Here is a 12,629-nt window from a genome sequence, read left to right on the forward strand (position 1 = left end):
GGGGTATCGCCGGTCGTGAGTCCAGCGCCGATCGCCGGCCGGATCACCCCTCCGTCAGCGCTGCGCGCTGCCACCTCCCCTTTCAGCGGAGGATCTAGGTGCTGCAAGGGCAAGAGGGTGTCGCGCCGCTCGCGCGCCGGCTGCGGCAGACCATGTCGCTGCCTGAAGTCCTCCTGTGGCGCGCGCTGCGAGAGCGGCCGGGTGGCTTCAAGTTCCGCCGTCAGCACCCGTCCGGCGCCTATGTCGCCGACTTCTACTGTCACGTCGCACGCCTGATCCTGGAGATCGACAGCGCAGCACGCGAGCGCGGCGACCACCCCGCCCGCGACGCCGCCCGCGACGCCTGCTTCGCCGCGCGCGGACTGCTGACCGTCCGCGTCGCCGCGAGCGACGTGCTCGACGATCTCGACGACATCGTCAGACACCTCGTCATGCTCGCCGCCCCCCGCACCGCCGGAGCACAATGATGGACTTCGTCGCCATCCTATCGATCTTCGTGCTGGCCTGTTTCGTCGGCTATTACGTCGTCTGGTCGGTCACGCCCGCGCTGCACACGCCGCTGATGGCGGTGACCAACGCCATCTCCAGCGTGATCATCGTCGGCGCGCTGATCGCGGGCGCGGCGGCGGGCAGCACCGGCTCGAAATGGCTCGGGCTCGCCGCGGTGGTGCTCGCCAGCGTCAATATCTTCGGCGGCTTCGCGGTGACGCAGCGGATGCTCGCCATGTACAAGAAGAAGGAGCGGCCGGCACCGCGGCCGTGAGGGGGAGAGCCAAGTGGAGCATGTCGCGGTGAACCCCTGGGTCGCGCTGGCCTATCTCGTCGCCGGCGTGTGCTTCATCCTGGCATTGCGCGGGCTCTCCAGCCCCGCCACCAGCCAGCGCGGCAACCGCCTCGGCATGGTCGGCATGGGCGTCGCGGTGGTGACCACGCTCGTCACGCACGTGCCGCTCACCGCCACGCTGATCGAGGGCGAGGATTATGCCGCGCTGATCGCGCGGGTCGACTATGTCGCGGCGTTCGAGATCGTCGCCGCGATCGCGCTCGGCGGCGCGATCGGCATCGGCGTGGCGCGGCGGATCGCGATGACCGCGATGCCGCAGCTGGTCGCGGCCTTCCACAGCCTGGTCGGGCTCGCCGCGGTGCTGGTCGCCGCGGCGGCCTTCCTCAACCCGGTCGCCTTCGGCATCGCGGTGCCGGTGCTCTTCCCCGACGGCAGCGCGGTGGCGCTGATCGAGCCGGTCAGCCGCGTCGAGATGGGGCTGGGCGTGGCGATCGGCGCGATCACCTTCTCGGGCAGCGTGATCGCCTTCCTCAAGCTCAACGGCAACATGGGGGGCAAGCCGATCCTGCTGCCCGCGCGCCACGCGATCAACCTCGGCGTGGTCGCCGCGATCCTGCTGCTGGTCGCCTATTTCACCGTCGACCAGTCGCCCTGGGTGTTCTGGACGGTGACCTTGCTGTCGTTCGCGATCGGTTTCCTGCTGATCGTGCCGATCGGCGGCGCGGACATGCCGGTGGTCGTGTCGATGCTCAACAGCTACTCGGGCTGGGCCGCGGCGGCGATGGGGTTCACGCTCCACAACAGCGCGATGATCATCACCGGCGCGCTGGTCGGATCCTCCGGCGCGATCCTCAGCTACATCATGTGCCGCGCGATGAACCGCAGCTTCGTCAGCGTGATCGCGGGCGGCTTCGGCGCGGAGGCGGCGGGCGGTCCGGGCGGCGCGGCGGCGAGCGACCGGGCGTGGAAGCGCGGCTCGGCCGAGGACGCCGCCTTCCTGATGAGCCAGGCCGAGCAGGTGATCATCGTCCCCGGCTACGGCATGGCGGTGGCGCAGGCGCAGCACGTGCTGCGCGAGATGGGTGACAAGCTCAAGGCGCACGGCGTCCGCGTCAAATATGCCATCCACCCCGTGGCGGGGCGCATGCCGGGCCATATGAACGTGCTGCTCGCCGAGGCCAACGTCCCCTATGACGACGTGTTCGAGCTGGAGGACATCAACTCCGAGTTCGCGCAGACCGACGTGGCGTTCGTGATCGGCGCCAACGACGTGACCAACCCGGCGGCGAAGACCGACCGCACCTCCCCGATCTACGGCATGCCCGTGCTCGACGTCGAGAAGGCCAAAACAATTCTCTTCATCAAACGGTCGATGGGCGGAGTCGGCTATGCTGGAGTCGACAACGAGGTCTTCTACCGGGACAATACCATGATGCTGCTCGCCGACGCCAAGAAGATGGTGGAAGATATCGTCAAGTCGCTCGACTGAGGCGATGTCTGCGGCTTTCTACGACGCCGGCGGCGAGCCGGCGCCCGCCTTCGCGCTCGGCAGCCTCCACGGCACCGGCGCGCTCGACGCGCGCGAGGCCATCGCGCTGCTCCGCGGCACGATCGTCGCGCACCACCCGCTCGCCGAGGCACCCGGTGCGCTGGCGCTGCGCGAGGACGCGCCAGCGATCGTGCTGGATCTCGCAGGTGCAGACGACGCGCTGGCGCACGACTCGGTCGCGGCGATCGACTCGCTCGCCGCGGCGCGCGGGTGGCGCGTCATCGTCGCTTTCTCGGTGGCGCAGATCGATCCGGTCGTCGCTGCGCTGGGCGAGGAGGCAGCCGCGGTGCAGCTGCTGTGCGAGCCCGACCGCGCCGAGTGGATCGGCGCGCTCGCGGTGGCAGCGGCGCGCGGGGGGGGCGGCGGCGTGCGCTCGCCCGAGCGCGACTCGGAACGGCTGGCAAGGCTCAGCGCCGAGGTGGCGCGGATCGCGGCGCTGCTCGCGCAGCTGAGCGACGGCGGCGTCGGGCTCGACCGCGCCGAGGAGCCCCGGCGGGTCTTCCACGCGGCACCCATCGCGCCGGTGGCGATTTCCGCGGCGCAGCTGCGCGCGGTCGTGCGCGCGAGGCGGCTGCGCGACCGCTTCCTCGGCGAGGGCCTGTTCGAGGACCCTGCCTGGGACATGTTGCTCGACCTCTATGCCTCGCACCTGGAGCGGCGGCGTGTATCGGTGTCGAGCCTGTGCATCGCCGCGGCGGTGCCGCCGACCACCGCGCTGCGCTGGATCACGCGGCTGACGGAGCGCCGGCTGCTCGCGCGCATGCCCGACCCGGACGACCGCCGCCGCGTCTTCATCGGGCTCACCGACGAGGCGGTGCGCGCGCTCCAGGCCTATCTCGGCGCGCTCGTCGAGGCGGGCCTGCCGCTGGTGTGAGAAGGTGTTCGCATGTCGTGCGGACCGGGAGCGATCGGTCGCACCGCCGCGTCGGAGGTGATGCGCGCCCTCGAGATATCAGTGCGTGATGAAGGCTCCTGCTCCGTACCCAGCAGTCGTCATCGCTGACACGGCGCGAGAAGGCCGCTGCCAGCCTCGATGGGCCGGAGAGATGCTGGAGGGCGTCTCTCCCCGGCGACTGTGCGCCACGACATTGGTCTAGTGCCGGGCGTCGCGTTGCGCGCTAACGGAATGGTCGGCGCAGCCCGCAATAGTCGAGTCCCTGGCCGCGCGGCAGGCCGCGCGCAAGAGCCGAGGGCCGGCAGGCGTGACTCGCCACCGCCAGCTCCACAAGCCCGGCCTGATGAGCGCTCCTACATCGCGCCGGCCGCGAGGACAGTCGTCGCAGATGCCCTTGTTTCGCGGGTCAATGGCTGCCGCGCGGACGCGGAGGCATCAGCGCCGTTGAGCGGTCTCAATTCGGCCCGCGCACTAGCTAGTGACTAAGCAGGAGTAATCCCGAATTGCCTGAAGAGAGACGACGCCGGTATGAATATCGATCAGCATCGATTGAACTCTTCATCGGCAGCTTACTGATCTAGACTGCGGACGAGCCATGCTTAAAGCTGCCTGGGCGACATCGATCGCCGGGGGCATATCTGGTGTTTAAGCATCGGACACTGCGGGAAGACGGGCGTGAGGGCGCGCCGAGAACGCGCCGCGAGCGCCTGCAATATATTCAAGCTGCGCGCGTTATAGCGATCTTCTTCGTCGTGCTGTCACATACGCGCTTTCTGTTTCTCCCAAACGACGCGGTTTGGTCAACAAAAGTTCTCTTAGTGGTACGAAATGTAAATATCATTTTCATCTTTATCTCGGGTTTTCTGTTTCAACACCTCTCAGCTAACTTTCGCTATATAGTCTACTTAAAGGCTAAGGTGCGTAATGTTATGCTGCCCTACCTTGTATGCTCAATCCCAGCACTGTTCATGTTTGTCTCGGGAGCGAAGCGCATCAGCGACAATGGTGCACTAGGTTTAGATAATTCACCCGTAGAGATGGTGCTGTTCCTTCTTCTGACCGGAAGCCATCTAACACCATACTGGTTTATTCCTGTCATGATGATATTCTATATTACTTCTCCCCTATTTCTCACGATAGACAGGCGGCCGCGGCGATATCTGATACTACCATTATTATTTGGTATCTCGTTCGTGCTATCCCGCTCTCCGGGAGATGCTTCTCCGATCCACAATGCGATATTCTACCTGCCCGTCTATATCAGCGGTATGTGCTTGGCCCATTTTAAAGACCGAGTTATGCCGCTTCTCGCGCGTTGGTATCTCCTGTTGGCGACCTCGATCTTCCTGCCACTGCTGGTCGACATGGGCGGCTTCGGAACGGAAGGGGTATATCTCATCTCGAAGCTGGTTTTCTGCCTGGCCGTATTCGGCGCACTGTACAGATTCATGAGGGTTCTGCCGCCGTCGATCGGCCGCCTCGGCGATATGAGCTTCGGCGTGTTCTTTGTTCATCAGTACGTGATCGCAGCGATGGAGAGGGCGCAGCACAAGCTTCCGCTGATACGCCCCACCGGTGTCGTAGCGTTCCTCTTCGCCGCGCTCGCGGTCACGGCGGTGTCGCTCGGCATCGTGCGGCTGGTGCAGCTTGTCGCGAAGCATCATAGTCGCCAGCTCGTCGGAGCCTGAGTGGTCGCGCGGCGCTGCCGAGACAGGTCGATCCTTTTCCGCGCCGGGCGCGCTCGCCAAAAGCTCATCGCCCCTCTTGCTCCCGGACACCGCCCGTGTAGAGAGACCGCGAACGGCGGTTTTCGCGAGGCTTTCCTCGCGCCGGGCGCTTAGCTCAGCTGGTAGAGCGGCTCGTTTACACCGAGTAGGTCGGCGGTTCGAACCCGTCAGCGCCCACCACCGCCGTTCCTGGAGGGCGGGCGACACGCTGGCGCATCGCCAGCGCATCGCCCCCGCCGCGTCATCCCAGCCCGACCCAGCTGCTCGCCAGGTACAGCTCGATCATGCGGAGCCCCTTGCCGCTCAGCGTCACCAGCGAGCGGCGGCGGTCGTCGACGTCGGCGCGGCGCACCACCAGGCCGCGCGTCTCGAGCTTGCCGAGACAGCGCAGCGCGGTGCTGGGCGGCACCGCGGCGCCGATGCACGCGCTCGACACCGGCACCAGCGCGCCGCGGCCGTGGTGGATGTAGAGGTCGAGCAGAATGTCCCAGGCCGCCTCGCCGAACAGGTCGGTGCCGAACAGTCGGTCGCGCGAGCGGCGTTCCTGGTACATCAGCTCGGCGCGCTCGAGCAGGCCGGGCGCGGGGGCGGGCTGCTGCGCTTCCTTGGCGCGCAGCCGCTCGAGCAGTGCCTCGATCTCACGGATCGCGCAGCCCAGCTCCTCGCGCGTCGCAGGTTCGTGCCTCATCGGCCGCCTCCCGCCGCTGGAAGGTCCAGTCGAACTCGCTTGCCCCCGCCCGAAGCCGGCGACGGTGGCGCGCCACACCGATCACCAGCAGCAGCAAGCCCGGATAGGCCAGCCACGCCGCCACGCGCGTGTAGACGATCGGCAGCACCGCCGGGTCGTAGGCGCGCACGCCGTGCGTCATCACCGTCAGCGCGTGGAAGGCGGTGAGATACAGCGGCCAGAATCGGTCCGCCGCGAGGCTCACCGCCACCAGTCCGGCGAGCAGCGCGGCGTCGATCGCCACCCGCTGCCACTCGACGTGGAAGTAGGTGTAGCCGCGCACGTGCGGCAGCAGGTAGGAGGCGATCGCCGCTGTCAGCAGCAGCGCCGCCACCCAGCGTTCCGGCGCGCCGCCGCGCCGGAAGGCATAGAGGCAGGTGCCCAGCAGCACCGCGGCGAAGACGAGGACTCGCGTCATCGGCCGCTTTCCCGATCGTGTCGATCACGTTCGATCCGCCGCGGCTCAGGCGGTGAAGCCGGGGCGGGGATCCTGCTTGTCGGTGTCGCCGTACAGCCGCACGTCGAGCCCGCGCGCCTTGGCCAGCGCCTCGAGCAGGCGGTGGACGTCGGCGGTGGCGCCCTGCGCGCCGCTGATCTGCACCGCGACGTCGCTGATCCCGGCGCGGATCGACTTGCCGACGATCGGCGCGATATTCTGCTCGATACGCGCGTCGATGAGCGCCGCCATGAGCCGGCCGCACACCGCGAAGGCGCGGTCCTGCAGCATCTCGAGCTCGCGGAGCAGCGTGGCGACCGCGTCGACCTCGGCCGAGGCGGACTCACCGCGCGAGCTGCGCGACGACGTCGCTGAGGGTGCGGACGAAGAGAGCGAAAAGACCGAAGCCGGTGACGAGGCCGAAAACGATGGCGCCGAGCCAGAAGAGGCGCTGTGCGATAGTGAGGTCATTACCATCCCCTTTGCGGAACGGCAGCCACGGCGCGGCGGGGGCGTGTGGGGGCGCTCCCGTCCCGGCCGCGGCGGCCGGTGCCGGAGCGTCATCGCCCGGCAGCGACGGCTCTGCGGCCGGCAGGGGGGTGGGGTCTCCCACCGAGAAGCGACCCCTCGCATCGGGGTGGGCGGCCTCATGGGCGGCCAGTGCGGCCGCGGCGGCGGGACGGCCGCCGACGCCGAGCAGCGCGGTCGCCTCGGTGAGATAGCCGCTGGCGGTGTTCTCGGAGATGGCGAGCGCGCGCGCGATCTCCTTCACGCGATAGCGCTGGTGGTAGAGGCGCAGGCACTCCCGTTGCCGGGTCGTCAGTTTGGCGAATCGATCCGGCGACATGGTCCCGAGATGGGATAGCATGCGATCCAAGTCATCAACCAAGATCGGCGTCGCGTGCCGTCGCGGGCCTCGCCGCTGTCCTACATCGTCCAACATCCGCCACCCCCGCCGCCACATCATGGACGAGGGAGGACGCATGCGCGAGCTGGTGGAGCAGGTGATCGACGCGAACGGCAACCGCGGCGCGGTGGTGCGCGGCGCGCGGCGCGGGCGCACGGTGACGGTCAACCGGCGCGAGTCGCCGCTGGCGTGGCTCGCCGCGCGGGGCCTGGTCGACTCGCGCCAGGCCGAGGCGGGCGAGCGGCTGCGCGCGGACTATGAGCGCGCGCGGCTCGCGCCGTCGGTGACGATGCGCTGGGCGCCGCGCGTCGACCACGGCCGCGGCACCGCGCTCGATCCGGGCGAGGCGCAGCTCGCCGCCAAGCGCCGCTTCGACGACGCGGTGGGCGCGGCGGGGCGCGGGCTGGCGGACGTGCTGTGGCGCGTGGTCTGCGCGGGCGAGACGCTGCCCGACAGCGAGCGCGCGCTCGGCTGGCCGGCGCGCAGCGGCCGGCTGGTGCTGTCGCTCGCGCTCGACCGGCTGGCGGACCATTACCGCCTGCCGTGATCGCGCCCCTTGCCCCGCACGCCGCGCGCGGACACATAGGCGCGATGCAGCTGCGCTTCGTCAAATGCCACGGCTCGGGCAACGACTTCCCGCTGATCGACGCGCGCGACGCCGCGCTCGACGGCGCCGATTGGGTGGGGGTGGCGCGCGCGCTCGCCGACCGCGCCGGCCCGGTCGGCGGCGACGGGCTGCTGCTGCTCACCCGCGGCGACGATCGCGCCGCCTTCGGCATGCGCATGTTCAACAGCGACGGCAGCGAGGCCGAGACCTGCCTCAACGGGCTGCGCTGCGTCGCGCGCGCCGGCTTCGCCGCGCTCGGGCTGGAGCGCGCCACGGTGCGGCTCAAGACCAGCTACGCCGAGGTGGCGGGCGCGGAGGCGCTCGCGCCGGGCGTCTACACCGTGGCGGAGACCGCGGGCCCGGCCTCGCTCGACGCCGCCGCCTGGCCGCTGCGCGACGCGCCGGCGCGGATCGTCGAGGCGCCGGTGCCGCCGCTGCCGAGCGCGCGCGCCTTCACCGCGGTGGCGATGCCCAACCCGCATCTGGTCGCCTTCGTCGACTCGGTCGACGAGGCCGAGCTGGTCGCGGTCGGGCGCGCATGCGAGGCGGCGCCGGCGTGGCTGCCCCATCGCGCCAACGTCTCCTTCGTCGAGGTGCGCGGGGAGGATCGGCTGTTCGTCCGCACCTTCGAGCGCGGCGTCGGGCTGACCGACAGCTGCGGCAGCGCGATGGCGGCCTCGACCTACGCCGCCGGGCTCACCCAGCGCGTGGCGTTCGATCGCGCGCTGACGGTGTACAACCGCGGTGGCCTGGTGCGCGCGCGCGCCAGTGCGGACGCGATGGTGACGCTCCACGGCAACGCCACCTGGGAGTGGGAGGGCAGCGTCTCGGTCGATCCCGCGCGCGGTGTGGCGGGCGAGCTGGCGGTGGAGCGTCACCATGCGGACGAGATCGCCGCCTGGGCGCGCGTGGTCAGGGCGGCGTAGGTCGGGTGGGAGGCGGGCAGGGCAGGAGCGGGGCCAGAGTCCCGCCCTCACTCGCCGCCGAGCTGCTCCAGCAGGTCGGTCACCTTGCCGCGCAGCTCGGCGTCGCGCGTGATCTCGAGGATCGCGCCCAGGCTGCGGCGCGCGCTCTCATGGTCACCGTCGACCAGCTCGAGCCGCGCGCGCTCCCACCAGCCGTGCGGCTGGTCGGGCGCGAACACCGTCATGCGTTGGTACAATTCGAGCGCACGGCGGCCCTTGCCGGCGAGTTCGGCGCGCGCCGCCTGGTTCTGCAGCAGCCGCACCAGCACCGCGCGGTTGGGCATGGCGGCGACATGGGTCACCGCGCGCCCCGGCCGCGCCGCCTCGAGCAGCGCCGACAGCCGCTCCGCCCCGACGCGCGCGCCGCCCGCGAAGGGATCGACGATCACCGGCTCGCTCTCGGCCTCGATCAGCACCAGCACGTGGCCGGGCACGTCGAGCACGTCGGCGCTCCAGCCGAGCCGACGCGCGGCGGCGACGTAGAGGATCGAGAGGCTCACCGGCAGCCCGCGGCGGCGCTCGAGCACCTGGAGCAGGTCGGCGTTGGCGGGATCGTCGTAGCTGGCGGAATCGCCGAGGAAGCCGAACTCGCCCGCGAACACCTCGGCGAGGGCGTCGGCGCGCTCGAGCGAGGTCTCGGCATCGGCGCCGGTGACGTCGAGCCGGGTCGCGATCGCCTCCAGCAGATCCTGCGCGGGAGAGGGGTCGGCGTCGGGGTGGTCGAGCAGGGCGAGCAGCAGCGCGGCCTCGTCGAGCACGATATCGTCCTCGTCGATCAGGCCGAGGCGAAGGAGGTCGTCGGTCATATCGCGGGAGATGGGGGCGCGTGGCCGGACATGCGAGGGGGCGTGCGGGCGAGATCGTGTCCGCGGGACACGATCTTGGCATGCCGGGGGCACGCCAAAGCGCGGACGCGTTTGAAGGTCGTGCTGGTGGAGGGGGCTCTCCGCATGCGCACCGGGCTCGAGCGCGGCAGCCCCCCTCCACCAAAGCTGCGCGATCGTCCCCCTCCCCGTGCCGGGGAGGATGAGGTCGCAGCCCCTCAGAACGAGTCCTTCGCCGCGCGCCATCGCGCGAACGTCGCCACGTCCGGCGCGCGCAGGAACGGGTTGGTCGCGCGCTCGGCGGCGATCGTGGTCGGCACCGTCGCCTCGCCCGCGGCGCGGGCGCGGTCGACCTCGGCCATGCGCGCCACCAGCGCCTCATTGTCCTGCTCGACCGTCAGCGCGAAGCGACCGTTGCTCTGCGTATATTCGTGGCCGCAATAGACCGCGGTGTTGTCGGGCAGCGCGGCGAAGCGGCGCATGTTGGCGTACATCTGCGCCGCGTCGCCCTCGAACAGCCGGCCGCAGCCGAGCGCGAACAACGTATCCCCGGTGAAGATCACGCCGTCCTCGGCGAGATGAAGCGCGATATGCCCGGCGGTATGGCCCGGCACCTCCAGCACGGTGGCGCGATGCTGGCCGAGCGTGAACGAGTCGCCCTCGCGCACGCCGCGGTCGAGCGGGTCGATCTTGGCGCGCTCCGCCTCGGGTCCGGTAACGGTCGCGCCGGTCGCCGCCTTCACCGCCGCGACGCCGCCGGTGTGATCGGGGTGCCAGTGCGTGATCCACACCTGCTCGATCGCCCAGCCGCGCGCCGCGGCGGCGTCGAGCACCGCCGCCGCCTCGCCCGGGTCGACCACCGCCGCGGCGCCGTCCTCGGCGCGCACCAGCCAGCTGTAATTGTCCTTCAGCACGGGCACGCGGACGATCTCGAGCATCACCACGTCCCCGTGTTGGGCATCGACGCCCAGGGCTCGGCAGGGGCGAGCGGCGCGCGCGCCTGGAGCAGCTCGATCGAGATGCCGTCGGGGGTCTTCACGAAGGCCATATGGCCGTCGCGCGGCGGGCGGTTGATCGTCACCCCGGCATCGGCGAACCGCTGGCAGGTCGCGTAGATATCGTCGACCCGGTAGGCGAGATGCCCGAAGTTGCGCCCGCCGGCATAGGCCTCGGGCGCGCTGCCGTCGGCGGGGGGCCAATTGTAGGTCAGTTCGACCTCGACGCGACGGTCGCCGATCGCTCTGTCGGCCTCGGCGGCGAGGAAGATCAGCGTGAAGCGCCCGGCTTCATTGTCCATCCGCCGCACTTCCTCGAGGCCCAGCAGCGCGAAGAAGGCGACGGTCGCGTCAGGGTCGCTGACGCGGATCATGGTGTGGAGATATTGAGTCATTCTACCTTCCGTTTATCGCGAGGGCAGCGGTCCGTGGCGGGTGCTCGACCGCGACCCCGGTGGAATGAGCGAGGGCGAGACTGGTTGCTCACTTCTAGACCCCCGGCCCAGCGAGCTATGCCAGCCTCTCATCGTACTCCCGCGCACGCGGGAGCCCAGGACCCCGCCCACCGCGCGCTCCGGTCCTGCTTGACCCTGGGTTCCCGCGCTCGCGGGGAAACAGGTGGATGACGTGCGGCGGTAGCTCCGCCTATTTCCCCCCGAACTGCGTCAGCGCCTGCGCCGCCGACTGGCCCACCGGCGAGTCGGGCGCGAGCCGCGCCGCCTCCTGCCACGCCGCCTTGGCGCGATCGGCGTCGCCGCTCGCCGCGGCGATGTTGCCGGCCTCGAGCTGGACCGAGGCGTCGTCGGCGGAGCGGCGCAGCGCCTGGGCGATGTCGGCGCGCGCGCGACCGAGGTCGCCGCCGCGCCGCGCCAGCGTCGCCGAGAGCAGCCACGCCAGCGGGTCCTCGCCCGCGGTCGCCAGCGCCTGGTCGAGGTCGGTGCGCGCACCCGCGGTGTCGCCCAGTGCGACCAACGCGCGCGCGCGATCGAGATGCGCCTCACCGCGCTGCAGCTCGACCAAGGTGCCGGCCGCCAGCGCGGCGTCGAGCGCGCCGCGCGCCTTGGCGGCGTCGCCCGCGGCGAGCCAGGCGTTGCCCGCCTGCGCCCAAAAGTCCGCCGCATGCGAGTCGTGCGCCAGCTCGGCGCCGCGTGCGGCCTCGGCGAAGGCGGCGCCTGCCTCGGTGTAGCGGTCCTGCGCCGCCAGCGCGAGCGCGAGGCACGCGCGCAGCCCCGTGCCGCCGCGTCGCGCGCGCGCCTCGGCGGCCGCGGGGTCGCTCCGCGTCTCGGCGACGCAGCCCGCCGCGGGGTCGCTGCCGGTCACGCCCGCGGGAGTCGCGGCTTGGGCGGCGGCGGCGGCGAGCAGCAGCGCGGCGAGCGGGATCATGGCACCACATCCTCCACCGCACGGATCAGCAGCGCGAGATCGTCCTCGCGCGACAGGCGGTGGTCGCCGTCCTTGACGAGCCAGGTCTGAACGTGCGGCGAACGGATCAGCTCGGCGAGCCGCGCCGAGCGAGGCCACGGCACGTCGGGATCGGTCTGGCCGTGCAGCAGCCGCACCGGCCCGTCGAAGGCGATCGGTCCCGACATCAGCCGGCTGGCCTCGCCCGACTGCCAGAAGCGGCGGGTGTAGACGGTCGGGGCCGGGCCATAAGGGTTGGCGCGCTCAAGCCGGCCGTGCTCGAGCAGGTACATCTTCTCGTCCTGCGAGAAGCCCCAGTCGGTGAAGTCAGGCGCGGCGGCGATGCCGACCAGCGCGGCGACTCGCGCGGGGCGCGCCAGCGCGGCGAGCAGCATCACCCAGCCGCCCATCGACGAGCCGACCAGCACCACCGGCCCCTCGACATGGTCGATCATCGCCACCGCGTCGTCGCGCCAGTCGGCGAGCGACTGCTCCTCGAAGCTGCCCTCCGAGGCGCCGCAGCCGCCATAGTCGAAGCGCAGGAAGCCCTGGCCGCGTGCCCTGGCCCACGCCTCCAGCGCGAGCGCCTTGGTGCCGCTCATGTCGGAGGCATAGCCGGGCAGGAAGATCACCGTCGGCGCGGTGCCGGCGTGATGGTGATAGGCGAGGCGCGGGCGCTTCGGCGCGGTCGTGACGATGCTCATGCGCGCCGGCTTAGACGCGGCGCAGGGCTTTGCGAAGGCGGGGGAAGTCGGGTCGCGTGCGGGTGGGTGCGGGGAAGACGTTCGGTGAGGCGGGCAGCGCGTCCCTCA

16 protein-coding genes and 1 tRNA gene are annotated in these 12,629 nt (G+C 70.7%); 8 read left to right on the top strand and 9 right to left on the bottom strand.

Going from position 1 to position 12,629, the window contains the following annotated elements; translation table 11 throughout:
- Positions 1 to 98 precede the first annotated feature (98 nt).
- The 6 genes from K7957_RS14300 to K7957_RS14325 all read left to right on the top strand — a co-directional run bounded on the left by K7957_RS14300 (position 99) and on the right by K7957_RS14325 (position 5,135).
- Positions 99 to 467, top strand: coding sequence for an endonuclease domain-containing protein (locus K7957_RS14300; protein WP_223012672.1), 369 nt, complete (start codon positions 99 to 101; stop codon positions 465 to 467).
- Entirely contained in the window at positions 467 to 763 is a 297-nt protein-coding gene (locus tag K7957_RS14305; protein ID WP_183924186.1) for an NAD(P) transhydrogenase subunit alpha part 2, read from the top strand. The genes K7957_RS14300 and K7957_RS14305 overlap by 1 nt, the downstream gene beginning before the upstream one ends.
- Before the next feature lie 13 nt (positions 764 to 776).
- Complete coding sequence (locus tag K7957_RS14310) at positions 777 to 2,273, top strand: NAD(P)(+) transhydrogenase (Re/Si-specific) subunit beta (protein ID WP_223012673.1); 1,497 nt, start codon at positions 777 to 779, stop codon at positions 2,271 to 2,273.
- A 4-nt stretch (positions 2,274 to 2,277) separates the two neighbouring features.
- A complete protein-coding gene (locus K7957_RS14315) occupies positions 2,278 to 3,207 on the top strand; it encodes a winged helix DNA-binding protein (RefSeq protein WP_223012674.1) in 930 nt (309 codons plus the stop codon).
- 662 nt (positions 3,208 to 3,869) lie between these two features.
- On the top strand, positions 3,870 to 4,916 hold the full coding sequence (locus K7957_RS14320; RefSeq protein WP_223012675.1) for an acyltransferase family protein: 1,047 nt from the start codon (positions 3,870 to 3,872) through the stop codon (positions 4,914 to 4,916).
- 143 nt (positions 4,917 to 5,059) lie between these two features.
- Positions 5,060 to 5,135, top strand: a tRNA-Val gene (locus K7957_RS14325).
- A 61-nt stretch (positions 5,136 to 5,196) separates the two neighbouring features.
- Here the strand turns inward: K7957_RS14325 and K7957_RS14330 are convergent.
- The 4 genes from K7957_RS14330 to K7957_RS14345 are packed head-to-tail and all read right to left on the bottom strand — an operon-like array spanning position 5,197 to position 6,986.
- Positions 5,197 to 5,643, bottom strand: a complete 447-nt coding sequence (locus tag K7957_RS14330) for a MarR family transcriptional regulator (RefSeq protein WP_223012676.1) — start codon at positions 5,641 to 5,643, stop codon at positions 5,197 to 5,199.
- Positions 5,594 to 6,100 carry a hypothetical protein gene (locus K7957_RS14335; RefSeq protein ID WP_223012677.1) on the bottom strand — a complete coding sequence of 169 codons (507 nt, stop codon included), beginning with the start codon at positions 6,098 to 6,100 and terminating at the stop codon, positions 5,594 to 5,596. The genes K7957_RS14330 and K7957_RS14335 overlap by 50 nt, the downstream gene beginning before the upstream one ends.
- Positions 6,101 to 6,145: 45 nt before the next feature.
- Positions 6,146 to 6,409: a hypothetical protein gene (locus tag K7957_RS14340; protein ID WP_223012678.1), complete on the bottom strand. Its 264-nt coding sequence runs from the start codon at positions 6,407 to 6,409 to the stop codon at positions 6,146 to 6,148.
- Positions 6,410 to 6,461: 52 nt separating this feature from the next.
- The gene (locus tag K7957_RS14345; RefSeq protein ID WP_223012679.1) at positions 6,462 to 6,986 is read right to left on the bottom strand and encodes a LuxR C-terminal-related transcriptional regulator; all 525 of its coding nucleotides are present in this window, start codon (positions 6,984 to 6,986) and stop codon (positions 6,462 to 6,464) included.
- Between the two features lie 115 nt (positions 6,987 to 7,101).
- Between K7957_RS14345 and K7957_RS14350 the strand changes: the two genes are divergently transcribed.
- Both K7957_RS14350 and dapF read left to right on the top strand, forming a co-directional pair.
- The gene (locus K7957_RS14350) at positions 7,102 to 7,572 is read left to right on the top strand and encodes a DUF6456 domain-containing protein (protein ID WP_223012680.1); all 471 of its coding nucleotides are present in this window, start codon (positions 7,102 to 7,104) and stop codon (positions 7,570 to 7,572) included.
- A 44-nt stretch (positions 7,573 to 7,616) separates the two neighbouring features.
- Entirely contained in the window at positions 7,617 to 8,558 is a 942-nt protein-coding gene (gene dapF, locus K7957_RS14355) for a diaminopimelate epimerase (protein ID WP_223012681.1), read from the top strand.
- A gap of 47 nt (positions 8,559 to 8,605) precedes the next feature.
- Here dapF and K7957_RS14360 read toward each other — a convergent pair whose 3' ends face one another.
- The 5 genes from K7957_RS14360 to K7957_RS14380 all read right to left on the bottom strand — a co-directional run bounded on the left by K7957_RS14360 (position 8,606) and on the right by K7957_RS14380 (position 12,521).
- A complete protein-coding gene (locus K7957_RS14360; protein ID WP_223012682.1) occupies positions 8,606 to 9,403 on the bottom strand; it encodes a SirB1 family protein in 798 nt (265 codons plus the stop codon).
- Between the two features lie 236 nt (positions 9,404 to 9,639).
- Complete coding sequence (gloB, locus tag K7957_RS14365) at positions 9,640 to 10,359, bottom strand: hydroxyacylglutathione hydrolase (RefSeq protein WP_223012683.1); 720 nt, start codon at positions 10,357 to 10,359, stop codon at positions 9,640 to 9,642.
- Complete coding sequence (locus tag K7957_RS14370; RefSeq protein ID WP_223012684.1) at positions 10,359 to 10,811, bottom strand: VOC family protein; 453 nt, start codon at positions 10,809 to 10,811, stop codon at positions 10,359 to 10,361. Before K7957_RS14370 ends, gloB begins: the two co-directional genes overlap by 1 nt.
- A gap of 250 nt (positions 10,812 to 11,061) precedes the next feature.
- Positions 11,062 to 11,799, bottom strand: a complete 738-nt coding sequence (locus K7957_RS14375; protein ID WP_223012685.1) for a tetratricopeptide repeat protein — start codon at positions 11,797 to 11,799, stop codon at positions 11,062 to 11,064.
- Complete coding sequence (locus tag K7957_RS14380; protein ID WP_223012686.1) at positions 11,796 to 12,521, bottom strand: alpha/beta hydrolase; 726 nt, start codon at positions 12,519 to 12,521, stop codon at positions 11,796 to 11,798. The genes K7957_RS14375 and K7957_RS14380 overlap by 4 nt, the downstream gene beginning before the upstream one ends.
- Positions 12,522 to 12,629: the final 108 nt, after the last annotated feature.

Origin of the sequence: Sphingomonas yunnanensis (assembly GCF_019898765.1) — a bacterium.
In the GTDB taxonomy this organism is placed as follows: domain Bacteria; phylum Pseudomonadota; class Alphaproteobacteria; order Sphingomonadales; family Sphingomonadaceae; genus Sphingomonas; species Sphingomonas yunnanensis.